General features: G+C 67.0%; 23 protein-coding genes and 3 pseudogenes. 14 read left to right on the top strand and 12 right to left on the bottom strand.

Annotated elements, in window-relative coordinates:
- Positions 1–267: pseudogene (locus tag BST13_RS15445) on the top strand (glucose-6-phosphate isomerase); the annotation flags it as partial.
- 12 nt (positions 268–279) lie between these two features.
- Here the strand turns inward: BST13_RS15445 and BST13_RS15450 are convergent.
- From BST13_RS15450 to BST13_RS39755, 4 genes and pseudogenes are all read right to left on the bottom strand, one after another.
- Positions 280–1,029, bottom strand: coding sequence for an SDR family oxidoreductase (locus tag BST13_RS15450; RefSeq protein WP_083164912.1), 750 nt, complete (start codon positions 1,027–1,029; stop codon positions 280–282).
- A 29-nt stretch (positions 1,030–1,058) separates the two neighbouring features.
- On the bottom strand, positions 1,059–2,609 hold the full coding sequence (locus BST13_RS15455; protein ID WP_245839643.1) for an MFS transporter: 1,551 nt from the start codon (positions 2,607–2,609) through the stop codon (positions 1,059–1,061).
- Between the two features lie 5 nt (positions 2,610–2,614).
- Positions 2,615–3,103, bottom strand: coding sequence for a zinc finger domain-containing protein (locus BST13_RS39750; RefSeq protein ID WP_425437023.1), 489 nt, complete (start codon positions 3,101–3,103; stop codon positions 2,615–2,617).
- A gap of 120 nt (positions 3,104–3,223) precedes the next feature.
- Positions 3,224–3,547: pseudogene (locus BST13_RS39755) on the bottom strand (DNA-formamidopyrimidine glycosylase family protein); the annotation flags it as partial.
- Between BST13_RS39755 and BST13_RS15465 the strand changes: the two are divergent.
- A complete protein-coding gene (locus BST13_RS15465; protein ID WP_211296099.1) occupies positions 3,512–5,239 on the top strand; it encodes an FUSC family protein in 1,728 nt (575 codons plus the stop codon). The pseudogene BST13_RS39755 and the gene BST13_RS15465 sit on opposite strands and share 36 nt — an antisense overlap.
- Here BST13_RS15465 and BST13_RS15470 read toward each other — a convergent pair.
- A complete protein-coding gene (locus BST13_RS15470) occupies positions 5,213–5,599 on the bottom strand; it encodes a phage holin family protein (RefSeq protein WP_029372550.1) in 387 nt (128 codons plus the stop codon). The two genes, BST13_RS15465 and BST13_RS15470, sit on opposite strands and share 27 nt — an antisense overlap.
- 5 nt (positions 5,600–5,604) lie before the next feature.
- Complete coding sequence (gene cobF / locus BST13_RS15475) at positions 5,605–6,357, bottom strand: precorrin-6A synthase (deacetylating) (RefSeq protein WP_083164914.1); 753 nt, start codon at positions 6,355–6,357, stop codon at positions 5,605–5,607.
- A gap of 124 nt (positions 6,358–6,481) precedes the next feature.
- On the opposite strand from cobF, the gene BST13_RS15480 reads away from it, so the two are divergent.
- Positions 6,482–7,729, top strand: coding sequence for a diiron oxygenase (locus BST13_RS15480; RefSeq protein WP_083164915.1), 1,248 nt, complete (start codon positions 6,482–6,484; stop codon positions 7,727–7,729).
- On the opposite strand, the gene BST13_RS15485 is transcribed toward BST13_RS15480, so the two are convergent.
- Positions 7,713–8,885, bottom strand: coding sequence for an MFS transporter (locus BST13_RS15485; RefSeq protein WP_083164916.1), 1,173 nt, complete (start codon positions 8,883–8,885; stop codon positions 7,713–7,715). The genes BST13_RS15480 and BST13_RS15485 overlap by 17 nt on opposite strands.
- Before the next feature lie 72 nt (positions 8,886–8,957).
- On the opposite strand from BST13_RS15485, the pseudogene BST13_RS15490 reads away from it, so the two are divergent.
- From BST13_RS15490 to BST13_RS15500, 3 genes and pseudogenes are all read left to right on the top strand, one after another.
- Positions 8,958–9,552 (top strand): annotated as a pseudogene (locus BST13_RS15490) (chemotaxis protein CheB).
- Positions 9,545–10,306, top strand: a complete 762-nt coding sequence (locus BST13_RS15495) for an STAS domain-containing protein (protein ID WP_083164917.1) — start codon at positions 9,545–9,547, stop codon at positions 10,304–10,306. The pseudogene BST13_RS15490 and the gene BST13_RS15495 overlap by 8 nt, the downstream one beginning before the upstream one ends.
- A gap of 46 nt (positions 10,307–10,352) precedes the next feature.
- Positions 10,353–12,149: a CheR family methyltransferase gene (locus tag BST13_RS15500; RefSeq protein WP_083164918.1), complete on the top strand. Its 1,797-nt coding sequence runs from the start codon at positions 10,353–10,355 to the stop codon at positions 12,147–12,149.
- Here BST13_RS15500 and BST13_RS38700 read toward each other — a convergent pair.
- A complete protein-coding gene (locus tag BST13_RS38700; protein WP_142282793.1) occupies positions 12,146–12,406 on the bottom strand; it encodes a hypothetical protein in 261 nt (86 codons plus the stop codon). The genes BST13_RS15500 and BST13_RS38700 overlap by 4 nt on opposite strands.
- Positions 12,390–13,103 (bottom strand): GAF and ANTAR domain-containing protein, encoded by a 714-nt coding sequence (locus BST13_RS15505; protein WP_083164919.1) that lies wholly within the window; start codon positions 13,101–13,103, stop codon positions 12,390–12,392. Before BST13_RS15505 ends, BST13_RS38700 begins: the two co-directional genes overlap by 17 nt.
- A 122-nt stretch (positions 13,104–13,225) precedes the next feature.
- Here BST13_RS15505 and BST13_RS15510 point away from each other — a divergent pair, with 122 nt between their 5' ends.
- Positions 13,226–14,089: an LLM class flavin-dependent oxidoreductase gene (locus BST13_RS15510; protein WP_083164920.1), complete on the top strand. Its 864-nt coding sequence runs from the start codon at positions 13,226–13,228 to the stop codon at positions 14,087–14,089.
- Between the two features lie 6 nt (positions 14,090–14,095).
- On the opposite strand, the gene BST13_RS15515 is transcribed toward BST13_RS15510, so the two are convergent.
- Positions 14,096–15,229: an ROK family protein gene (locus BST13_RS15515; protein WP_083164921.1), complete on the bottom strand. Its 1,134-nt coding sequence runs from the start codon at positions 15,227–15,229 to the stop codon at positions 14,096–14,098.
- Between the two features lie 151 nt (positions 15,230–15,380).
- On the opposite strand from BST13_RS15515, the gene BST13_RS15520 reads away from it, so the two are divergent.
- Complete coding sequence (locus BST13_RS15520) at positions 15,381–16,607, top strand: MFS transporter (protein WP_083164922.1); 1,227 nt, start codon at positions 15,381–15,383, stop codon at positions 16,605–16,607.
- Here the strand turns inward: BST13_RS15520 and BST13_RS15525 are convergent.
- Together BST13_RS15525 and BST13_RS15530 are read right to left on the bottom strand one after the other, a co-directional pair.
- A complete protein-coding gene (locus BST13_RS15525) occupies positions 16,578–16,997 on the bottom strand; it encodes a DUF5709 domain-containing protein (protein ID WP_083164923.1) in 420 nt (139 codons plus the stop codon). The two genes, BST13_RS15520 and BST13_RS15525, sit on opposite strands and share 30 nt — an antisense overlap.
- A 41-nt stretch (positions 16,998–17,038) precedes the next feature.
- The gene (locus tag BST13_RS15530; protein ID WP_083164924.1) at positions 17,039–18,202 is read right to left on the bottom strand and encodes an acyl-CoA dehydrogenase family protein; all 1,164 of its coding nucleotides are present in this window, start codon (positions 18,200–18,202) and stop codon (positions 17,039–17,041) included.
- A 54-nt stretch (positions 18,203–18,256) separates the two neighbouring features.
- Between BST13_RS15530 and BST13_RS15535 the strand changes: the two genes are divergently transcribed.
- The 6 genes from BST13_RS15535 (at position 18,257) to BST13_RS15560 (ending at position 22,341) form a co-directional block, all read left to right on the top strand.
- Positions 18,257–18,820 carry a TetR/AcrR family transcriptional regulator gene (locus BST13_RS15535; RefSeq protein WP_245839645.1) on the top strand — a complete coding sequence of 188 codons (564 nt, stop codon included), beginning with the start codon at positions 18,257–18,259 and terminating at the stop codon, positions 18,818–18,820.
- A 61-nt stretch (positions 18,821–18,881) separates the two neighbouring features.
- On the top strand, positions 18,882–20,276 hold the full coding sequence (locus BST13_RS15540; protein ID WP_083164926.1) for an acyl-CoA dehydrogenase family protein: 1,395 nt from the start codon (positions 18,882–18,884) through the stop codon (positions 20,274–20,276).
- A 33-nt stretch (positions 20,277–20,309) separates the two neighbouring features.
- Positions 20,310–20,939, top strand: a complete 630-nt coding sequence (locus BST13_RS15545; protein WP_083164927.1) for a VOC family protein — start codon at positions 20,310–20,312, stop codon at positions 20,937–20,939.
- A gap of 33 nt (positions 20,940–20,972) precedes the next feature.
- Entirely contained in the window at positions 20,973–21,164 is a 192-nt protein-coding gene (locus tag BST13_RS15550; RefSeq protein WP_083164928.1) for a hypothetical protein, read from the top strand.
- Positions 21,161–21,622 (top strand): ribonuclease HI, encoded by a 462-nt coding sequence (gene rnhA / locus BST13_RS15555; RefSeq protein WP_083164929.1) that lies wholly within the window; start codon positions 21,161–21,163, stop codon positions 21,620–21,622. The genes BST13_RS15550 and rnhA overlap by 4 nt, the downstream gene beginning before the upstream one ends.
- Positions 21,623–21,774: 152 nt before the next feature.
- A complete protein-coding gene (locus BST13_RS15560) occupies positions 21,775–22,341 on the top strand; it encodes a dihydrofolate reductase family protein (protein WP_083165029.1) in 567 nt (188 codons plus the stop codon).
- Positions 22,342–22,355 lie beyond the last annotated feature (14 nt).

Genomic DNA, 22,355 nt, shown 5'->3' on the forward strand with positions numbered 1-22,355 from the left:
AACCGGCCGACCACCTCGATCCTGGCCACCAAACTCACCCCCTCGGTCATCGGCCAACTCATCGCCCTCTACGAACACCAAGTCTTCACCGAAGGCGCCATCTGGGGCATCGACTCCTTCGACCAATGGGGCGTCGAACTCGGCAAAACCCAGGCCAAGGCGCTGCTGCCGGTGATCACCTCCGACGAGTCGCCGGCCAAGCAGTCCGACTCGTCAACCGATGCGCTGGTGCGCCGTTACCGCGTCGAGCGGGGCCGCGCCGAGTAGACCTGGCCCCGGCTACGCGAAACGCTTGGTGTACTTGGGCGGTAACAGCCGCAGCAGCTGAGTCAACGGCGCCCACGGCCACCGCGGCACCACGGCGCGGCCCTTCTCTTTCTCGATGGCCTCGACCATCGCCCGCACCCCGGTCTCGTTGTCGACCATGAGCATGGTCGAGTTCGCCTGGGCCGTCATCTCCGACTCGATGTAGCCCGGCTCGATGACCGTCACGCGGATCGGGCCCTTGTCGTACTCGGCACGCAGCGACTCCCCGAGCGAGGACATGCCGGCCTTGCTGGCGCAGTAGGCGGCCTTGCCGCCCGGCACGCCGCTGTTGCCCAGCACCGACGAGATCAGCACGAGGTGCCCAGAGCCGGATTTCTTGAACATCTCCAACGCGGACTCGATCTGCACCAGTCCGGCAACGAGATTTGTTTCCAGCGTGGCCTTGTTGGCCCAGGGCTTGCCCTCGCCAAGCGGCCAGCCCTTTCCGATCCCGGCGTTGACGATCACGCGGTCGATCCCGCCGAGTTCCTCGGACAGCTCGCAGAACACCCGGGGCACCGCCTCGTGGTCGTTGACGTCGAGCGCCGCGACCGCCACCTTGATGTAGGGGTGGCGATCTGCCAGTTCGGCTTTGAGTTCGTCGAGCCGGTCGGTGCGGCGCGCGCACAACGCCAGGTCGCGGCCCTTGGCGGCGAACTGCCGGGCCATGCCGGCGCCCAGGCCCGAGCTGGCACCGGTGATGAGGATCTTCTGGCGGGTCATGGCAGCAGGATAACCGAGTTAGACAGCTGTCAAGAAATGCTTCCGGTGCGGGTGCCGTTCGGGCGTGGTCGCACCAGCACGAGCACGACGACGATCGCCACCAGCGGCACAGCGGTCAGTATCCAGCCCAGCGTGTGGATCGCCTCGACCATGCTCGCCTGGGCTCCCGCCACCACCTCTCGCGCCTGCTGCGGATCCAACACGTTGGCACCGCCGACCGCGCCGGGGGCACCGTGCGCCGCCCTGAGCGCCTCGCGCGCCTGATCGTCGGTGATCCCGGCCCCGGCAAGCTTGTCCCGGCCGGAGTGCAGGAACACCGTCGTGCCGATCAGCGCGAACACCGCAGGTCCGAGGGAGTAGGCAGCCTGGCCCACACCACTTTTAACCGCCGAGACGGCGCCGCTCAGCTCCACGGGCGCGGTTTCGAGCATGATGGTCGCTTCGATTGTCTCCGCGACGGCGGCTCCGACAGCGTTGAACGCGACGGCCGCGAACAGGACCCACAGCGGGCTGTGTTCCCCGAGCCGCGTCAGGACCAGCACCCCGGCCAGCAGCAGGAGCAATCCGACGACGAGCACTGCTCGCCCGCCCACTCGTGCGGCTGCCCGGCCCGCCGCTGCCGCGCCAAGTGCGGACAGCAGCGCCGCCGGTGCCATGAGAAGGCCGAGCAGCGTTGAGGATTCGTCCCGGACGGAGACGAGGTAGAAGGCGAGCAGGATGGTCATGCCGCCGCCCAGAAAATTGAAACTGGCACCGGCGAAGACCGCGGCGTCGAACGCCCCGGACCGGAAGATGCGCATGTCGAGAGCCGGGCTGGGCGTGCGCAGTTCGTAGGCGACGAATCCGGCGCCGGCGGCCAGACCGAGCGCTATGCAGACGATGGCCATGGTGTTCAGCCCGCCCTGCAGATGTGCCAGACCGTAGACCGTGGCCAGCAATGCCACCGCCACCAGCAGGAGGCCGGCCACGTCGAGTCGACGGGTACCGCGCGGTGTTTCGGGTACGTAGCGCAGGAGCAGGACCACGGCGATGAGCGCCACCACGGGTGCGACGAGAAAGCCGGTGCGCCAACCGATGTGCGCAACCAGCAGGCTGCCGACGGCCGGCATCGGAACCGCAACGGCGAAACTCGCGCCCAGGTGCAGCGAGATCGCGATCGCCCGGCGTGGTGGCGGGAAGACGACGTTGATGATGGCCAGCGACAGGCCCAGCTGCAGCGCGAACGCCACACCGATTGCGGCGCGGACGAATATCAGCATGGCGGCGTTGGGGGCCGCGGCGGCGAGGACACCGAACACCACGGTGCCCAGCAGACCGAGGGTGTACATCCGCTTCATGCCGTACTTGTCGCCGAGCGCTCCGGCTCCCAGGACGGTCGCGGCCAACGTGAGAGTGGCGACGCTCGCGACGAAGCTGGCGGTCCCGGCGGACAGCTGCAGGCCGGCCCGCACGGAGGAGATGTTGGCCGAGAGGATCACCGGATCGGCCGCGGTGATGCTGGAACCCAGCCCGGTCGCGAGGATGGTCATGGTCGCGGCGGCGCCCGACACCCAGGTGGGCTGGTCTGCGGTGACTGTCAATGCCCCTACTTCAGCAGCCGCGACATCCGACGGTCGGCGAGCACCTTGCCGCCCGTCTGACACGTCGGGCAGTACTGAAAAGACTTGTCCGCGAACGCCACTTCCCGCACGGTGTCCCCGCACACAGGGCAGGGCAGGCCGGTGCGGGCATGCACGCGTAGCCCGGATCGCTTCTCGCCCTTCAGCGTCGCCGCCTGCTGCCCGACCGAGCGGGTCACCGCATCGGTGAGCACCGAGATCATCGCATCGTGCAGATCGGCCAGCTGGGCCTCGGTGAGCTTGCCCGCGGTCGCGAAGGGCGACAGCTTGGCCACGTGCAGGATCTCGTCGCTGTAGGCGTTGCCGATCCCGGCGATCACCTTCTGGTCGGTGATCACGTTCTTGATGCGGCCGCTCTCGCCCGCCAGCGCGGCGGCCAGCGCGGTCTGATCCAGTGACAGCGCGTCAGGCCCGAGCGCCGCGATCTGGGGCACGTCGGCCGGGTCGCGTACCACCCACACCGCCAGCCGCTTCTGCGTGCCTGCCTCGGTGAGGTCGAAGCCCTCACCTTCGAGGTGCACGCGCAGCGCGATGGGCCCCTTGCCCGACGGTTTGAGCGGGGTCGGCGCGAGCTTGTCCGACCAGCGCAGCCAGCCGGCGCGGGACAGGTGGGTGATCAGGTAGAGGTCACCGGCCTGCAGCCCCAGGTACTTGCCCCACCGGTCCGCCCCGGTGACGGTCTGCCCGTGCAGCGCCGACACCGGCGGGTCGAAGGTCTTGAGCACTGACAACGCGGCCACGTCGACGCGCGTCACCGTCCGTCCGGTGGCATGTCGACGCAGGTGGTCGGCGAGGGCCTCTACCTCAGGCAACTCGGGCACGCCTACCAGTGTGTCAGGCCGGCACCGAGCATGCTGGTATCCATGCCAGACCGGCCCGCGCCAAAACCGGCGTCCCACCCGCTGCGCAACGTCTTCGTGCTCAATCCGGGGCCGCAACGTCTGCTGTTCGCGCTGCGTGCCGGGCTGTGCATGGCGGTCCCGGTGTTGGTCGGCTGGGCGGTAGGACACACCGCTGCCGGGTTGATCGCCACCATCGGCGGGTTCACGTCGGTGTACGGCAGCGGCAGGCCCTATCTCAACCGGGGCATGTATCTGGGCGCGGTGGTGCTGAGCTTTGCGGCCGCGGTGGCACTCGGGGATTGGGCAGCCGCGACGCCGTGGCTTGCGGTCGGAACGGTGACGGTGATCGCGATGGTCGCAGCACTGGTGTGCAATGCGCTGGCCATCGGACCGCCCGGCGCCTACCTCTTCGTGCTGGCGTGCGCCGCGGGCACCGGCGTGGCCACCACGCACCTGTCGCCGCTGCACCTGGCGGCGCTGGTGCTCGCCGGCGGTGCCTTCGCGTGGGTGGTTCACATGGCGGGAGCGCTCGTACGTCCGCGCGGCCCGGAGCGCGCCGCGGTAGCGGCCGCCGCGAATGCGATCGCCGGGTACATCGACACGATTGGTGACCCGGCCGCCGAGGCATCTGCGCGGCACCGGGCTGCCACGCTCCTGCACACCGCATGGATCACGCTCGTCACCTACCAGCCCGTGCAGCCCAAACCTGACGACACGCTCTACCGCCTGCGGGTGATCAACCGTCGTCTGCACGCGTTGTTCGCGGAGGCCATGCGGTGCGCCGACACCGGCCGGCCGTTGCCGTTCGACGGGGCCGAGCTGGCCAGGCATCTGGCCACCGTGCCGGCCGACGCCTTCGTCGACGACCATGGCGCCGAAGGGGTTCCGCTCGGCAGGCCGAGCGCGGCGACACTGTTGCGTCGTGCGGTGACCCCTGGTTCGAACTCGCTGCGGCTGACCGCGCGCGTCGGAATCGCGGTAGTGATCGCCGGCGCCGTCGCCGGTGCTCTGGGTATCAGCCACGCGTATTGGGCGATGGCGACCGCGGTGCTGATGCTGCATCAGGGATTTGACTGGCTGCGCACCGTACAGCGCGGCATCGAACGCACGCTGGGCACCTGGGTCGGGCTCGGCGTTGCCGGGGCGATCCTGGCCCTGCACCCGCACGGAGCGTGGTTGGCCTTGGTGCTGGGCGCGTTGCAGTTCGCCATCGAGATGTTCGTGGTGCGCAACTACACGCTTGCCGTCATCTTCATCACGCCCGCAGCGCTGACCATCGCGTCGGGCGGTGCCGCGGTCGCCGACGTCGGGGACCTGCTGCTGGCCCGCGGCGGTGACACGCTGATCGGTTGTGCGGTAGCCCTTTTGGTGTATTGGGTGACCGAACGCGGCCGTCCGCCGGCCGGGCTCAGCGCTGCCATCTCGGCCACCCTGGCCGCGGTCGAGACGGCAATCGCGCACCTTGCGGCCGGTGACGTCACCTCACCGGCGGCCCGCACCGATCGTCGGGATCTGCAGCTGCAGGCAATGGCGATGCTGCCCGCGTACGACATCGGCGTCGGCGGATCGGCTGCGCAACGCGCTGCCGCGGAACGCATGTGGCCCACGGTGGTGGTCGCCGAGCAGCTCGCCTACCGCACGCTGGCGGCGTGCTGGGCGCTGGAACACGATGGGAACGCCGAGGCGGCCGCCGATACCGCGGCCGATCTGGCCGAGCAGCTCTCAGCGCTCGGGCTGCCAGACCAGTGAGAGCAGCCAGCTGACGATCGACAGTACGATCGCCGCCCAGATCGCGGTCCACCAGAACTCGTTGATCTGCAGGCCCCAGTGGGTGGTGCTCTCGGTGATCCGCGACGTGATCCAGAGCATGAGGGCGTTGATCACGATGTGGATGAGCCCGAGGGTCAGGATGTAGAGCGGTATCGACAGGATCTGCACGATCGGTTTGATGATGGCGTTGACGACGCCGAAGATGACTGCGACGACGAAGATGATGCCGACGCGCTGCAGCGTGGTGTCGCCGCCGACGAAACTCATTCCCGGCACGATCAGCGTCACGATCCACAGTGCGAGCCCGGTCAGCCCGGCGCGCAACAGAAATGAGGTCATGGGTGTCAGTCTGCCGATCGCAGTAGGTAGGTGTCCATGATCCAGCCGTGGCGTTCGCGCGCCTCGGCCCGCGCCGCGACGATCTGCTCGCCCACTTCCCCGACGCGGCCGGCGAACAGGATCTCGTCGGGTGTGCCGAGGTAGGCGCCCCACCAGATGTGGGTCTGCTGCGGGCAATCCTGGAACGAGCATTCGGCGTCGAGCATCACCACCGCGGTGCCCGAGATGCCCTCGTCGCGCAACCGGCGGCCCGTGGTGATCAGCACCGGCTCGCCGATGTCGTTGAGCGGTATGCGATGCCGCGCGGTCAGTGCCTGGACGGCGGTGATGCCCGGAATGACGTCGTAGTCGAATTCCACGTGCTCGGCGACCCGGTCGAGGATGCGCAGCGTGCTGTCGTACAGCGACGGGTCCCCCCACGCCAGGAACGCACCGACACCGTCCGGGCCGAGTTCGGTCTCGATGGCCTGCGCCCAGATCCTGGCCCGCTCGGCGTGCCAGTCGGCGACAGCGCTGGTGTAGTCGCCGGTCGTCGCGCGCGGCGGGTCGACCAGTTCGACGAACCGGTAGCCGGGCTCCTCGATGAACCGTTCGCAGATGGCTCGTCGCAGCCCCACCAGCTCGTCGGTAGCGGTGCCGCGGCGCGCGGCCTTGTCCATCGCGAAGAACACCTGGGTGGCGTTGAGCGCGGAAACCGCTTGTGCCGTGACGTAGTCAGGGTCGCCCGCGCCGATACCGATGACATGGATGTGGCGCACACCCGAAGGGTAACGATCCGGCCGCCCGCCAAAGTATGCGGTACCGTAGGTATTGACTAAATGTTGCGGAGGGCCCTAATTTCGATGAGCAGCTTCGCTCCGGTCAGTCGAAGGGACGTCAACGGTGACATCTTCGGTCAGGGCGGCCAACGCCGCCACACGTGACGAGTTCTCCGAGCGCCTGCTCAAGGGTTCGGTGCGCAAATCCTATGCGCCGGTCGTGGACATCGACTGGGACGCACCGCTGGACCCCGACAAGTTCTATCTGCCGCCGAAGACGGTGTCGCTGTATGGAACGCCATTGTGGGACAGCATGACCCGCGTCCAGCAGATCGAGCTGTCGCGCCAGGAGCTGGTCAACACCCTCTCGGCCGGCATCTGGTTCGAGAACATCCTCAACCAGGCGCTGCTGCGCAAGATGATGCATCAGGATCCCACCGCCCGCGCCACCCACTACGAGCTCACCGAACTCGGCGACGAAACCCGGCACATGGTGATGTTCGGCAGAGCGATCGAGAAGGTCGACGCCAAACCGGTGCGCCCGCGGCTCTACCAGCGCATCATCATCAACGCCCTGCCGTTCGCATTCCGCGGCTCGTTGCTGTGGGTGGCGGCCCTGATCGGCGAGGAGATCTTCGACTCGCTGCAGCGGCAGATGATGGATGATCCGGAACTGCAGCCAATGATCCAGCGCCTCATGCGGATTCATGTCACCGAGGAGGCCAGGCACATCCAGTTCGCCCGCGACGGGCTGCGCAAGCGCACGCCGACGATGCCGTGGATCACCCGCGCCTGGGTCGGCAATCTCAACGGGGTCGGCGGTCTGTTCTTCCGCTTCTTGTTCACCAACAAGGTGCAGTACCACCGCGTCGGTCTCGACGCCCGCGCCGCCCGCACGATGGCCCGCGCCAGCACCCACCGGCACGAGACCCAGATCGCCGGATTCGCCCCACTGGGTGCGTTCCTGGAAGAGGTCGGGCTGATGGGCCCCATCGCGCGTCGGTTGTGGCGCCGCACCGGGTTCCTGCCCGCCGACGCACCACGTGGCGGCGCGGTGCCGACGAGCGCCGGCGCGGAGGCCGACGACGACGTGTACGACGGCGCTGCGACACTGCAGATCGCCGACCAGGAACACCCCGTGCGGGTGCGCCTGACCGGACACGTGGATCCCATCGATGGCCGATACCACTGGCGCGGAACGATTCTCGACGCACCGGACTCCGTCAGCGTCGGCCCGGTGCGGCTTACCATCGAATCCCGTTGCGTGGACGCGCGAATCACCGAACGCACCGCACAGGGCAGCTATTCGATCGCCGGCATCGGCGCGCCGCCGTTCGCCCTGCCGAACGTCGAGGTCACCGTCGTCGAGTGACGGCGCTGGTGGCGAGCAGGGCCACCGCGAACACACCACCGGCGATACCTGACACCAGTAGCGGCAGCTGCCCGGCCTGCCCCGGGATGCCGTTCCACAGCAGCCCGGCCCACAGTCCGGCGCCGAGCACAGCAAAACCGCTGAGGCCCTGGAAAACACCCTGGGCACTGCCCTGCAGATCCGCGCCGACCAACGACGACACCCAGGCCTTGCCGACCCCGTCGGTGCACCCGGTGAACAGGCCGTACGCGCCGATCAGCAGCCAGGCCACCACGGGATCGGTGGTCAGCCCGAGCCCGGCGTAGCCGACCGCGAAGAACACCAACCCGACGCCGAACACCGGTAACCGCCCGATCCGGTCGGCCAGCAGTCCCACCGGATAACTGGAGATCGCGTATACCACGTTGTAGGTCACGTAGGCCAGGATCACCTCGACGACGGAGAAGCCGATCTCGTTGAGCCGCAACAACAGTAGGGCGTCGGGAAAGTTCACCAGCCCGAACAGCACCAGCACGGCCGTCACCCGCCAGTAGCGGCCGGGCAGATCGCGCACCCGCGCGAACGTCGGCGTGCGCGGCTTTCCCGGCGACCGTCCTTTCTCGGTGACCAGGAACACGAGCGCCACACTGAGCACAGCGGGTATCACCGCGATCCACAGCAGCGGCGGGATCTGGTGGTCGAGCAGTTCATAACCCGCGAGGCCGAGCAACGGCCCGACCACTGCGCCCAAAGTGTCCATGGCCCGGTGGAATCCGAATACCCGACCGCGGAAGGACTCGTCGACGCCGGCCACCAGCAGGGCATCCCGCGGGGCGCCCCGCACACCTTTGCCGAGACGGTCCACGACACGCCCCGCGAGCACGCCAGGCCAGGCTCCGGCGGCCGCGACAATCACCTTGCCCAGTGCGGCCATGCCGTAACCGGTGGCGATCAACGGACGCTTTGCGAACCGGTCCCCGAGCGGACCCGCCGCCAGCTTGGTCATCGCTGCGGCACCTTCCGCCACGCCCTCGACCGCGCCCACCACCGCAGGTGGAGCACCTAGGACGGCGGTCAAGTAGATGGGCAGCAGTGGATAGAGAAGTTCGCTCGCGGCGTCCTGCAGAAACGACACCGCGGAGAGCACCCGGACATTGCGGGTAAGCCAGGGCCGCACATGGAAATCATGCCGTGTCGCGATGCATTGCCGAGGCGTAGGTTGGGTAACCAGGCCACATAAAGGTGCGCGATGACAGAGTTTGACGGGGCAACAGGTGTGGTCGCGGTCGGCGCTTCCGCCGGTGGCGTGGAGGCGTTGACCCGTTTGGCGGCTGGGCTGCCACCGGATCTGCCCTATGCGGTACTTGTGGTGCTGCACATGCCTGCCGACGCACCATCAAGCCGACGCTTCGGAGATGGGCGGTCTCATCGAACAGCTCAGCGGGCGGGTGATCGAGGAGCGTGACATGGAACCCGACGACTCGATGGAGCTCGAGAGCAGAATTGCGATGACAGAACCATTTTCGACCGATTCCGACAGCGAGGCGCTTGGTCCCCCGTCGGGCTATGTCTGCCCGGACTGTAGTGATTCGCTCGCAGAGATATTCGTGGGGAGTTATCGCTGGCTGCTGCGGCGCGGTCAGGAAATGGAGAGCGCGCTGTGGTTCGCGGTGCGCAGCCTCCAAGAAAAAGCCAAGCTGTCGCGGTACCTCGCAAAACAGACCGGCCCCGGACTGATCGCCGACCGCTACTCCACGATCGCCGACGAAGCCGAGCACGCGCTATCGGTCCTCGACGAACGACTGTCCGCCGCGACCCGTCAGTCGGAGGACCGCGGTGGCTAGCGCGCAAAGCCCTCTCGCCGTCTCGACCCGCGCGTGGGGTGACAACCAGGTTCTCAGCGTGGACGGTGTCCTCGACGGCAGCACATACCGCGACCTGCGCGACGCGGTCATCAAGGCAGCGCTGGATGAGCCGCGGGCAGTTATTGTCGACGTCACCGATCTGCAAGTTTCGGCCGAGTCGGCTTGGTGTGTCTTCACCAGCGCACGCTGGCACATCAGCGTCTGGCCGGACGTACCCCTGCTCCTGGTCTGCCGCAATGCCGCTGGTCGCGATGCGATCAGGCGAAATGGCATCGGTCGATATGTCCCGCTGTACGCGACGTTGGATTCGGCGCACGTCGCCGCCCGCAGCGGCGATCTGAAGCCACAGCGTCGGCGCGCACGCGCTCAATTGCCTGCAGTGCATTCCAGTGTGCGCCGCGCGCGGCAACTGGTCGCCGAGTGGTTGACGACCTGGTCGCAAACAGACGTCCTTCCCGTTGCCGCCATCGTGGTCGATGTCCTGGTCGAAAACGTCCTGGAACACACCCTCAGTGCGCCGCGACTGATCGTGGAGAGCCGCGGCGACGCCGTCACCATCGCGGTTGCCGACGACAACCGCACGCCCGCGGTTCGGCATGAGGATCCGCATCGGGGCGGCGACACAGTGTCTGGGCTCGCCGTGGTCGCTGCGCTGGCCCGCGCGTGGGGCAGCACACCGACATCGACGGGCAAGACCGTGTGGGCAGTCGTCGGTCCGGAGAATTCGCTGTAGTGCCGAGTAGTGTCGGTTTCACCTGCAGACGGGTGACCGGGGCAACATGGAACCGACCGACGAATCCTTCGAGGCGTTGTTGCGCTACATGCGTGACTCACGCGGATTCGACTTCACCGGTTACAAGCGCACGTCACTGGTCCGGCGGGTCCGCCATCGCATGGACCACGCCGGCTATGACACCTTCGACCAATACCTCGACGTACTGCAGGCCAGCTCCGAGGAATTCTCGGCACTGTTCAACACCATCCTGATCAACGTCTCGTCGTTTTTCCGAGACCCCGACGCGTGGGACTTCGTGCGCACCGATGTCATCCCCCGGCTGCTCGCCGAGCGAGGGCCCGACGATCCCGTCCGGGTATGGAGCGCTGGGTGTGCCTCCGGGCAGGAGGCCTACACGCTGGCCATCCTGCTGGCTGAGGCTCTCGGGCCCGAGGCATTCCGCCAGCGGGTCAAGATCTACGCCACCGACATCGATGAGGGAGCCCTCACCCAAGCCCGCGCCGCCTCCTACGACCAGAAGTCGGTCGAGTCAGTGCCGCCCGATCTGTTGTCGCGCTATTTCGAACAGCTCAACGGCCGCTACATCTTTCATAAAGACCTGCACCGCGCGGTCATCTTCGGGCGCAACGACTTGGTCAAGGACGTCCCGATCTCGCGCGTCGACCTGCTGGTCTGCCGCAACACCCTGATGTACCTCAATGCAGAGGCCCAGCGAAACGTGTTGGGCCGCTTACATTTCGCGCTCACGGCACAGGGCGCGCTGTTTCTCGGCCACGCCGAGATGCTGCTCAGCCACGCCGACGGCTTCACGCCGCTGAACCTCAAACACCGGGTGTTCCGCAAAGCCGCGGGTTCGCACACCGGGCTGGAACGCTACGACCTGGCGGCGTCGATGTATGACCGGCACGGTGACCCGCCGGGCCTGACCACGGTGCGCGAGCTTGCTTTCCGGGCCAGCCCGGTCGCCCAATTGGCCGTCACCGGCGAAGACACCGTCGCGATGATCAATCAGCAGGCCGAGTCGATCTTCGGCCTGTCCGAGGACGACATCGGCCGGCTGCTGCGGGATCTGGAGGTCTCCTACCGCCCGGTCGAGCTCCACGCATACATCGAGCAGGCCAAGGTCGAACTCCGCTCGGCCCGGATCCCGGACGTGAAGTGGCAACGTCCCGGTGCGGAGACCGTGTGGTTCGAGATCCACGTCAACCCGCTGGTGGACGCCGAGAACGGCCTGCTGGGTGTGTCGATCGTGTTCTTCGACGTCACCGCGACCCGAGCCCTCGTCGACAAAGTGGTGCAGACCAACCGCCAGTTGGAGGCGGCGTACGAGGAATTGCAGTCCACCAACGAAGAACTGCAGTCGACGGTGGAAGCATTGCAGTCCACCAACGAAGAACTGCAGTCGACGGTGGAAGCGTTGCAGTCCACCAACGACGAGCTGGACACCATCAACGACACGTTGCGCGAACGCAGCAGCGAGCTCGACCATGCCCGCACATTCCTGGATTCCCTGGTCAACTCAGTGCATCTCGGCATGGTGGTCGTCGACCGCGAGATGCGCGTGGTTGTGTGGAACCGGCATTGCGAGGATCTGTGGGGGCTGCGTTCCGATGAGACGACCGACACGGTGTTCACGTCGCTCGACATGGGACTGCCCCTCGAAAGGATCAGACCCCTCATCGCCAATGCGTTCGTCGATTCCGGCCAGGCCGGAGAGGTGACTGTCGACGCCGTCAACCGGCGCGGCCGTCATACCCGAATCAGGGTGAGCTGCACGGCATTCCGCTTCGCCGAGGGCGGCGTCAAGGGTGCGCTGCTGCTCATGGAGGAGCTGGCCTAAGCCGCTGCCGCATCGACCGCAGCGGCTACGCGCCGGTGAGCTTCACCGGCCTCGGCGTGCCGTTGGGCAGCAGCCAGATGGGCGGCGTACGCATGCCGCCGAGACTCCTTCGCACGCAGTTTGGCGTACGCAACGTCCTGCGCCGTCGGCGCGATGCCACGAGCCAGTTCGGAGCGGCGTTGCTGAAGTTCGTTGACCCGTAACCTGGCAGCGTCGGCGCGGGCGCGGGGGCTGACCCCCTCAGTTGTCGACGACATCGGAGGCCCGATCAGCAGTCACGATGTCGTGCGCAACGTCGACAAGAGGCGTGTTGGAGTTCTGTGACAACCGCTTGAGCACCTCGAAGGCTTGGACAGCATCGATTTTGAAGCGTTCCATCAGCATGCCTTTCGCCTGGCCGATGATGTCGCGGGAGGCCAGCGCGCTGCGGAACTGTTGGTCACGACGCAGCAGGTTCCACGCCAGCGCGGCGTGGGTGGCGACGATCAGACCGGCCTCCACCGCGTCGGCGTCAAACGCGTACGGACGCTCGGCGTAGAAGTTCAAGGCGCCCATCGTCTGGTGGTCGGCATAGAGCTGAAACGCCATGATCGAGCGGATCGGGGTTTCTTCGCGGGTGTCTCGACAGTAGGCGGGCCAGCGCTGTTCGGCCTCGATATCGTCGATTTTGGTGATGTGCTGTTCCCATGCCGCCGTCAGACAAGGGCCCTCGCCGCACCGCTGCTGGAACTTGTCGAGGAGTACGGGGTATTCGCTGGTGGCGGCTGCCGTGTGGAGCTTCCCGTCACGAGACGCGATGGTGATGCCGGCGTGCTGGGCAGTGTCGATGTAGTTGACGCCACTCTCGGCGAGTTCACTCAGAACCGCGTCGACGTCGGTGTGCGGTGACTCTTGGATATCGCGGATCAGGTCGCTGATTTGCAGAGCAATGACCGCGTGCGAGGATTCTGCCATCAAACTCACTCCCATCCCCTCGGGCGACGGGCACGTCGCGAGAGGCAGTTGAGCCAATCGTAGCCCTGAACATTCACCGATCGACCGGCTCAACTTCTAGAACACGTTCTAGTGTGTAGGCCATGCGGTTCACCTACGCCGAAGCCATGACCGATCCCACCTACTACATCCCGTTGGCCAAGGCAGCCGAGGCAGCCGGCTACCACGCCATGACGATTCCCGACAGCGTCGCCTACCCGTTCGAGTCGGATTCGAAATATCCCTACACGCCCGACGGCAACCGCGAGTTTCTCGACGGCAAGTCCTTCATCGAGGCGTTCGTACTGGCCTCGGCACTGTGCGCGGTGACCACCACACTGAAGTTCAACTTTTTCGTGCTCAAGCTGCCGATCCGGCCACCCGCCCTGGTGGCCAAGCAGGTCGGGTCGCTCAATGCGATGTTCGACAACCGACTCGGACTCGGTGTGGGCACCAGCCCGTGGCCCGAGGACTACGAGTTGATGGGCGTGCCGTTCGCCAAGCGGGGCAAGCGCATGGACGAGTGCATCGACATCATCCGCGGGCTCACCACCGGTGAGTACTTCGAGTACCACGGCGAGTTCTACGACATCCCCAAGACCAAGATGACTCCGGCGCCGTCGAAGCCGGTGCAGATCCTGGTCGGCGGGCATGCCGACGCCGCGCTGCGCCGGGCGGCCCGGTGCGACGGCTGGATGCACGGCGGCGGCACCGACGACCTCGACGTACTGATCAAGCGGCTCAACAGGATTCGCGAGGAAGAAGGTCACACGGGTCCGTTCGAGATCCATGTCATCTCGGCCGACGCGTTCACCCTCGACGGCGTCAAACGCCTCGAAGACAAGGGCGTGACCGACGTGATCGTCGGATTCCGGCTGCCCTACATCAAGGGTGAAGACACCGAACCGCTGGATCGCAAGATCCGGCACCTCGAGAAATTCGCCGAGCACGTCATCGCCAAGGCGTAACGGCGACTACAGCGCGTCGATGGCCTGCGGGCTGAGCACGTCGTCGAGGACCATCGCGGCGCATCCGATCACCCCGGAGCGATCCCCGTAGGTGGATGGTGCCACCTGCAATACCCGGGTGGCCAACGCAGTGGCGTTGCCGTACAGCGTTTCCCGCAGCCCGGCGACGAAGATCTCGTAGGCACCTGCCATGTCGCCCGCGACGACGAGCACCGCGGGGTTCAGCAGATTGACCGCTGCGGCGATCACTTCGCCGATCTGACGGCCGCTGTCCCGGATCATCCGGCGCGCGTCGGCGTCGCCCTCGTGCGCGATCCGCACCAGGTCTCGCACGTGGTTGACGCCGTCGCGCCCCAGCTCGGCCACCAGCGCCCAGCCACCGGCGATCGCCTCCAGACATCCGCTGTCGCCGCAGCGGCACGGCAATCCGGCTGCCGCGGGAGTCTTGTTGTGGCCCAACTCCCCTGCGGCCTGCACGGCGCCACGCTGCAGCACCCCGCCGGTGATGATGCCCGCCCCGATACCCGTCGACACCTTGAGCACCAGCATGTCGTCGACGGCCCGGCGTTCGCCGCTGCGTTCCGCCAGGGCGATGACATTGACATCGTTGTCGACGACGACGGGAGCATCGGTCAACTCCCGCAGGTAGGGTCGCAACTCGACTCCGTCCCAGCCGGGCAGGATGGGTGAGTCCAAGCTGGCGCCGCGCGCCCGATCGACGGTGCCGGGCAGGCTCACCCCGATGCCGTAGACCCGGGCTGCAGCTCGTGCGTCCAGCATCGCGTCGAGACGCTTGACGACGTCGGGCATCAGATCGCCGGGACCGAGGTCGGGCTGCTGATCGATATCGGCGAGGTCGAGGACGTCGCCGGCCAGATTGCACACGGCCAACCGGGTGCGGCTGCGGCCGATGGCCGCCGACAAGACCACGCCGGTGTCGGCATTGAAAGACAGCAATGCGGCGGGACGGCCGCCGGTGGACGGCGCCTGCTCGGTCTCGACCACCAGACCGCGCTCGGTGAGCGCAGCCACCCGGGCGGCCACCGCGGTGCGGGACAGGCCTGTCAACTGGCCGATCTCAGCGCGCGTGACGTCACGGCGGTCGCGGATGAGAGCGAGCACCTCACCGACGGTCGACATGTTTTGAGCGTAACTTCGCTCACTTTGGCATGCAAAAAGCAAAAGTAAGTTGATGGAACATCAGAAGTCCCGCTAGCGTTGCAGACGCCGTTCTCGCCAGTGCCGTCCGAGAGCTCCCAATTTTCCCGCCCTACCGGAGAGCCGTATACGCATGACGACGACTTCCCCCAACCGCCCGGCAGGCCCCGTCTCCGTGGTCGCGCCCGATCCCACCGTGCGCTGGCTCGCCGTGGTCGCGCTGGCGCTCGGCGGCTTCGGCATCGGCACCACCGAGTTCGTCGCCATGGGTCTGCTGCCCGACATCGCATCGAGCTTCGGCATCAGCGAACCCACCGCGGGCCACGTCATATCGGCCTATGCGCTGGGCGTCGTCGTCGGCGCACCGGTCATCGCGGCCGTCACCGCCCGGCTGCCGCGCAAGGCGCTGCTGCTGGGCCTGATCACCGTGTTCACCCTGGGCAACCTCGCCAGCATGGTGGCGCCCTCGTACCCGACCCTGGTCGCGGCGCGCTTCGTCGCAGGACTGCCGCACGGCGCGTTCTTCGGGATCGCCGCGCTGGCCGCCGCGCATCTGATGGGCCCACAGAACCGGGCCAAGGCCGTCGCGCACGTGCTCTCGGGTCTGACCATCGCGACGGTGCTCGGTGTGCCGATCGCCTCGTGGCTCGGTCAGGCGCTGGGCTGGCGCAGCGCGTTCGGCCTGGTGGTCGCCATCGGCGTGATCACGTGGGTCGCGCTGTGGTTCTGGCTGCCCGATCACCTGCGCAACATGCACGCCACCAGCCCGCTGACCGAGCTCGGTGCGTTGCGCCGCCCCCAGGTCTGGCTGGCCGTGCTGGTCGGCATGATCGGCTTCGGCGGCATGTTCGCCGTCTACACCTACATCAGCACCACGATGACCGACGTCGCCGGGCTGTCCCGCGCGCTGGTTCCGGTTGCGCTCATGGTGTTCGGCCTCGGCATGGTGGTCGGCAACCTGGTCGGCGGCAGGCTGGCCGACACGTCGGTGATCCGGGCGCTCTACCTGTCCCTCGGCACGCTGGGGATTCTGCTGGCGGTGTTCGTCGCGGCCGCCCACAATCCGTGGACCGCGCTGCTGGTGCTGTTCGGCGTGGGCGCCGCCGGATCGGCCGTGGGCCCGGCGTTGCAGACGCGGCTGATGGACGTGGCGCACGACGCGCAGACGCTGGCCGCCGCGCTCAATCACTCCGCGCTGAACATCGGCAACGCGACCGGCGCCTGGGTGGGCGGCCTCGTCATCGCGGCGGGCTACGGCTACACGGCCCCCGCTGCTGCGGGTGCGCTGCTCGCGGTCGGCGGCCTACTGGTGCTCACGGTGTCCGTGGCGTCAGAACGACAGACCGCCATCCGGCGATGATTCCGGGATGATGTGGACCGCGGCTTCCTCAGCGGAGGCCGCGCCCCCGTCGATGCCAACTTCATACCCGAGCAGTTCATCCTCGTCGTCTTCGCCGAATCCCGCGTTGGGAGCCACCAGGCGGCCTGAACGGCGGTCTCCGACCTCGTCCTCGCCGGCCTGTTCGTCGGGATAGTCCGGATCGTCGAGCTGCATCGCCGGGTCGGGCTCCTCCTCGGCAAGCAGCTCATCAAGGGTCTCGTGGTCGCGGGGTTCCCGCCAGCGATCCGGAGGCGTGTATCCCTCGTCGAGCAGATCGTCGACGCCTCGGTCGATGAGGGCGTCCTCCTGAGTCAACTGGTCGTCGTCATCGACGCTGTACTCGTCAGCGGCGTTGTCACGGTTGCTCATGTTCAAACGATGTCACAATTCACGCTCGCCCGTCGCGGTCGTTACAGCGCTCGGCTGATGATCTCCTTCATGATCTCGCTGGTGCCGCCGTAGATCTTGTTGACGCGCGCGGCCGCATAAGCGCGGGCGATGGGGTACTCCATCATGTAGCCGTACCCGCCGAAGAACTGCACACAGCGATCGACGACGGCGACCCCCTTGTCAGCGGCCACCAGCTTGGCCATGGAGGCCAGCGCGGGGTCGATGGTGCCGTCGATGAGCTGCTGTACGCAGTAGTCGACGGTGGTCTTGATGGACAGCACCTCGGCTTTCAGTTCGGCGAGCTCGAACCGGGTGTGCTGGAACTTGATCAGCTCACGGCCGAACGCTTCGCGTTGTTTGGTGTACTTGATCGCCTCCAGCACAGCGGCTTCGGCCATGCCCGCGCAGATCGATGCGATCACCAGCCGCTCGCGCGCCAGCTGCTCCATCAATTGATAGAACCCCAGCCCTTCCTGGGCGCCCAGCAGATTGGCCGCCGGCACGCGCATGTCGGTGAAGAACAACTCGCGGGTGTCCTGACCGTGCTGCCCGACCTTCTCCAACACCCGCCCGCGTTCGAAACCCTGTAGGGCATCGTCGGTTTCGGCGACGATCAACGACACCCCGGCGGCACCCGCGCTCGGGTCGGTCTTGGCGACGATCACCAGCAGATCGCAGTGAGAACCGTTGGAGATGAACGTCTTCGACCCGTTGATGACGTACTCGTCGCCGTCGCGAACCGCGGTCGTGCGCACCGCCTGCAGGTCGGACCCCGTGCCAGGCTCGGTCATGGCGATCGCGAGCACCAGCTCGCCACTGATGACCTTGGGCAACCAGCGCCGCTTCTGCTCGTCGTTGCCATAGGTGTTGAGATAGTGCGCGACGATCGGCGAGTGCACCGACCAACCCGAGGCCGAATCATGGGCCAGGGCAAGCTCTTCGGCCACGATCGCCGAGTATCCGAAGTCGCCGCCGGTGCCCCCGTATTCCTCGGGCAGGTCGAGGCCGAGGAGCCCGGCATCACCGAGCTTGGTCCAGAACTCCCTGTCCACCTGATGATTGCGGGCCCAGCGGTCCTGATTCGGTGTCGCTTCCTTGCGCAGAAACTCCGCGGCATGCCGACGGAGCTCACGGTGTTGATCGCTTTCCCAGGTGGCGCGGTAGACAGGAAACAGTTCCGACATGCCGCAGACGATACACTTGTATCGTTTACTGGTCGAATGTATCGGGATGGGCAGATGAACGACGAGGACCTGACCGCCAAGGCCCGAATTCGCAACACCGCGCTGGAACTCTTCGCACAGCACGGCGAGGACCGAATCGCTTTGCGCACCATTGCCGCCGAGGCCGGTGTCACCCTCGGCCTGGTGCAGCACCATTTCAAGACCAAGGCCGGCCTGCGCGATGCCGTCGACCAGCTGGTGGCCGACCACTTCGCGTCCACTCTGGCGCAGGTGCCGGCCAACGCCACCGTGGCGGTCCGCGACGAGGCTGTCCGCCAGATGCTGCGCGACAACCCTCCGGTTGTGAACTACGTGCGCCGAGCCCTCCTCGACCCGTCGGCCGAGCGGCTGCATCTGCTCGACGTACTCGTCGAACTCACCCAGCAGGAGGTCGGCAAGCTGCGCACCTCCGGGCGGGCATCGGTCAAGCGCCGCGAATCCGCCCAGGTGGTCACCGTGCTGGTGCGGCAGATGGGCGAGCTGCTGCTCCAGCCGATGGTCGACGCGATCTGGGAGCGCGTCGCCGCACCGGGCAGCGAGCCCAAACCGCGGCTGCGGGTGAGCGTCGACGACGCCTGAGCCGGGCATATAGTTCTGGCCGCCCCGCATTTTTTCCGCAACGACGGGGTACCCCCACGCCGTGGCATTCGACCTCACCCCGACCGCTGCCCAGCACGACCTGGCCCGCCGGACCCACGACTTCGCCGAACAGGTGGTGCGGCCAGTCGCCGCCGACTACGACCAACGGCAGGAGTTCCCGTGGCCGGTCCTTGAAGAAGCAGCAGCCCAAGGCTTCTACAGCCCGTTGTTCTACCGTGACCTGATCGGCGACCCGACCGGACTGTCCCTTCCGATGTTCATGGAGGAACTGTTCTGGGGCTGCGCGGGCATCGGCCTCGCGATCGTCATGCCGGCCCTGGCGCTGTCGGCGATCGGTCAGGCCGCCTCGCCCGAACAGATGCTGAAATGGGCTCCCGAATGTTTCGGCAGCCCGGGCGATCTGAAGCTCGCGGCGCTGGCCATCTCCGAGCCCGAAGGCGGCAGTGACGTCCGCAATCTCCGCACTCACGCCGTCCGCAGCGGCCCAGAGCCCGACGCCGACTGGATCATCAACGGTCACAAGATGTGGATCGGCAACGGTGGCATCGCCAACGTGCATGTGGTCAACGCCGTGGTCGACAAGGAACTCGGCCACAAGGGACAGGCGCTGTTCATCGTGGAGGGCGGCACGCCGGGGCTGGAAATGGTGCGGAAACTCGACAAGCTCGGCTGCCGTGCCTCCCACACCGCGGAGCTGAGATTCAACGACGTCCGGGTCCCCGCCGAGAATCTGCTCGGCGGCCAGGAGAAACTGGAGTACAAGCTGGCGCGGGCGCGGGAAGCCGTCGAGGGCGCGCGGCATTCCGGCTCGGCGACGCTGGGCACCTTCGAGCAGACGCGGCCAATGGTGGCCGCGCAGGCGCTCGGAATTGCCAGGGCCGCATTGGAATACGCCACCGAGTACGCGAACCGCCGGGAAGCGTTCGGCGCGCCCATCATTGACAACCAGGGCATCGCGTTCCCACTCGCCGACCTGGCCACCCAGATCGACGCCGCCCGACTGCTCACCTGGCGGGCATCCTGGATGGCGGCCACCGGAGTGCCGTTCGACCGCGGCGAGGGTTCGATGTCGAAGCTGGCGGCCAGCGAGGTGGCAGTGCGGACCACCGAACGGGCCATCCAGACCATGGGCGGCTGGGGCTACGTCACCGATCACCCGCTCGAGAAGTGGTACCGAGATGCCAAGCTCTACACCATCTTTGAGGGCACCAGCGAGATCCAGCGGGTCGTCATCTCCCATGCCCTCGGCGCAGCCGACGGTAAGCCGCCACTGCACGTCGATTTGGAACCCTCGGGCGGGCCGTTGAACCGGTGGTTCGGTCGCGGAACCCCGCTGCGGACCCGAGCAGCGAACGCCGCCCTAGAGTCCAAGGACCGCGTGCCCGAACCGATCATGCGCTTGGCGATGAAAGTCCTGCAGCCGCCGCGCAAGTGATCGGCGCCGGCGCGACGTAGGCTGGGCTCGGCCATGAGCATCACCGTCGACGAATTGCAGATTGCCGATCCCGCGGACGCATGGGTGCACGCCGGATTCAGTGTCGACGCAGATTCCATCTGTCGCGTCGGAGGTGTCCGTATCGCACTGGTGGGGCAAGACCGAGGCAGCGGCATCGTCGGATGGTCGTTGCGCGGCCTGCCTCCAGCATTTCCCGATCACCTCGACGGCATCTCGACACGGCCGTCGAACGCTGCCGCCGCCCGGCCTGCCACGCACCCGAATGGAGTGACCGGCATCGACCACGTCGTGCTGCTCTCCCCCGACCTGGGGCGCACCGCGGCAGCGCTGGCCGCCGTCGGCGTGGACCCGCGCCGGGAACGCGACGGCGAACTCGGCGGCCGACGGATCCGCCAGATCTTCTTCCGATTCGGCGAGGTGATCCTCGAGGTGGTCGGATCGCCCGAGACCGCGAGCGCGGGACCCTCGTCGCTGTGGGGCATCACCTACGTCGTCGCAGACATCGATGCGACGGCCACATTCTTCGGCGATCGCATAGGTCCGGTGAAAGATGCGGTCCAGCCCGGACGCCGCATCAGCACGCTGCGGCATCGCGACCTCGGGATGTCGGTCCGCACGGCGGTGATCTCGGCGCGCCCATGACACGGTCGGAGCCGGACTGCCTATCCTCAGGCCATGACCGCACCCGCCGACCGTGGCCCCGCCTTCGACGGCATCCGGATCGGCAGGCCTGCGACAGGCGCGCTCATCGATGCCGGGTACCGCGGACTTGCCGACCTTCCCGCAGATCTCGACGGGCTTCTCACCCTCCATGGTGTCGGCCCGAGAGCCGTGCGACTGCTGCGTGAAGCCCTCGAGAACCGATGAGCGACAACATCGTCGTCATCCACACCGACGGCGGGTGCCGACCGAATCCCGGCCCCGGCGGCTGGGGCGCGGTGCTGCGTCACCGGGAACACGTCCGCGAAATGTGCGGTGGCGACCCAGGAGTCACCAGCAACAACCGGATGGAACTGACAGCACCGATCATGGCGCTGGAGGCACTCACCAGACCCGTGGTCGTCCACCTCTTCACCGACAGCACCTATGTCCGCAACGGCATCACCAAGTGGGTGCTCGGCTGGGAACGCAACGGCTGGCTGACCGCGGCGAAGCTCCCGGTGAAGAACGTCGACCTATGGCAGCGGCTGCAGGCCGCCTGCGCGCGGCACCAGGTCGAGTGGTTCTGGGTGAAAGGCCACGCGGGTATCGCCGACAACGAATTGGCCGACGAGTTGGCAACTCGCGGACTACAGGAAGCCGTGGCCCTGGCCACCGTCCGCTGACGGTTCTGCGTTGGGCATCACGTGGCCGCGCCGAAACTCACCTCAGGGACAAAAGCATCGCGGAATTTGTCCCTCACGTCAGTCTCGGTGACTCGACACCGAGATCGTGTCGCGTGGCGATGATTTTCGCCTACCAGGGCAGTCTGAACTACGTGGGCAAACTCATCTATGGCTTCAACGTGTCGGTGGACGGGTACATCGCCGACGCACAAGGCAACATCGACTGGTCCGAACCGAGCGACGAACTGCACCAGTACTGGAACGACTTCGAGCGGCAGACCGCGTGCTCGTGCTACGGCCGGCGGCTCTACGAACTGATGTCCGCGTACTGGCCGACCGCCGACGAAGCCCCGGATGCCACCCCGCTGATCGTCGACTTCGCCCGCATCTGGCGCGCCATGCCCAAGGTCGTGTTCTCGCGCACCTTGGAGGCCGTCGACTGGAACTCCCGCCTGGAACGCGGCGACCCGGTCGAGGTGGTGCGGAAACTGAAAGCCGAAACCGACGGCAACCTGGAGGTCGCCGGTGCGACGCTGGCCGCGCCGATTGTGCAGGCCGGCCTGGTGGACGAATACCGGATCGTCATCGCGCCCATCGCCGTGGGCGGCGGCACGCCGTTCTTCCCGACGCTGCCGTCATGGATCTCGCTGCGGCTGTTGGAGAACCGTACCTTCCCCGGCGGCACGGTCCTGCTGCGCTACGCGGCGAAACACGACTGATCACCGCAGAGACG

This window comes from Mycobacterium aquaticum, assembly GCF_002086485.1.
GTDB lineage: Bacteria > Actinomycetota > Actinomycetes > Mycobacteriales > Mycobacteriaceae > Mycobacterium > Mycobacterium aquaticum.

Bases quoted from the DNA above. Each gene is read 5' to 3' on its own strand.
- BST13_RS15450 (WP_083164912.1), bottom strand. From the start codon at position 1,029: ATGACCCGCCAGAAGATCCTCATCACCGGTGCCAGCTCGGGCCTGGGC.
- BST13_RS15465 (WP_211296099.1), top strand. From the start codon at position 3,512: ATGCCAGACCGGCCCGCGCCAAAACCGGCGTCCCACCCGCTGCGCAAC.
- BST13_RS15470 (WP_029372550.1), bottom strand. From the start codon at position 5,599: ATGACCTCATTTCTGTTGCGCGCCGGGCTGACCGGGCTCGCACTGTGG.
- BST13_RS15500 (WP_083164918.1), top strand. From the start codon at position 10,353: ATGGAACCGACCGACGAATCCTTCGAGGCGTTGTTGCGCTACATGCGT.
- BST13_RS38700 (WP_142282793.1), bottom strand. From the start codon at position 12,406: ATGTCGTCGACAACTGAGGGGGTCAGCCCCCGCGCCCGCGCCGACGCT.
- BST13_RS15505 (WP_083164919.1), bottom strand. From the start codon at position 13,103: ATGGCAGAATCCTCGCACGCGGTCATTGCTCTGCAAATCAGCGACCTG.
- BST13_RS15510 (WP_083164920.1), top strand. From the start codon at position 13,226: ATGCGGTTCACCTACGCCGAAGCCATGACCGATCCCACCTACTACATC.
- BST13_RS15515 (WP_083164921.1), bottom strand. From the start codon at position 15,229: ATGTCGACCGTCGGTGAGGTGCTCGCTCTCATCCGCGACCGCCGTGAC.
- BST13_RS15520 (WP_083164922.1), top strand. From the start codon at position 15,381: ATGACGACGACTTCCCCCAACCGCCCGGCAGGCCCCGTCTCCGTGGTC.
- BST13_RS15525 (WP_083164923.1), bottom strand. From the start codon at position 16,997: ATGAGCAACCGTGACAACGCCGCTGACGAGTACAGCGTCGATGACGAC.
- BST13_RS15530 (WP_083164924.1), bottom strand. From the start codon at position 18,202: ATGTCGGAACTGTTTCCTGTCTACCGCGCCACCTGGGAAAGCGATCAA.
- BST13_RS15535 (WP_245839645.1), top strand. From the start codon at position 18,257: ATGAACGACGAGGACCTGACCGCCAAGGCCCGAATTCGCAACACCGCG.
- BST13_RS15545 (WP_083164927.1), top strand. From the start codon at position 20,310: ATGAGCATCACCGTCGACGAATTGCAGATTGCCGATCCCGCGGACGCA.
- BST13_RS15550 (WP_083164928.1), top strand. From the start codon at position 20,973: ATGACCGCACCCGCCGACCGTGGCCCCGCCTTCGACGGCATCCGGATC.
- rnhA (WP_083164929.1), top strand. From the start codon at position 21,161: ATGAGCGACAACATCGTCGTCATCCACACCGACGGCGGGTGCCGACCG.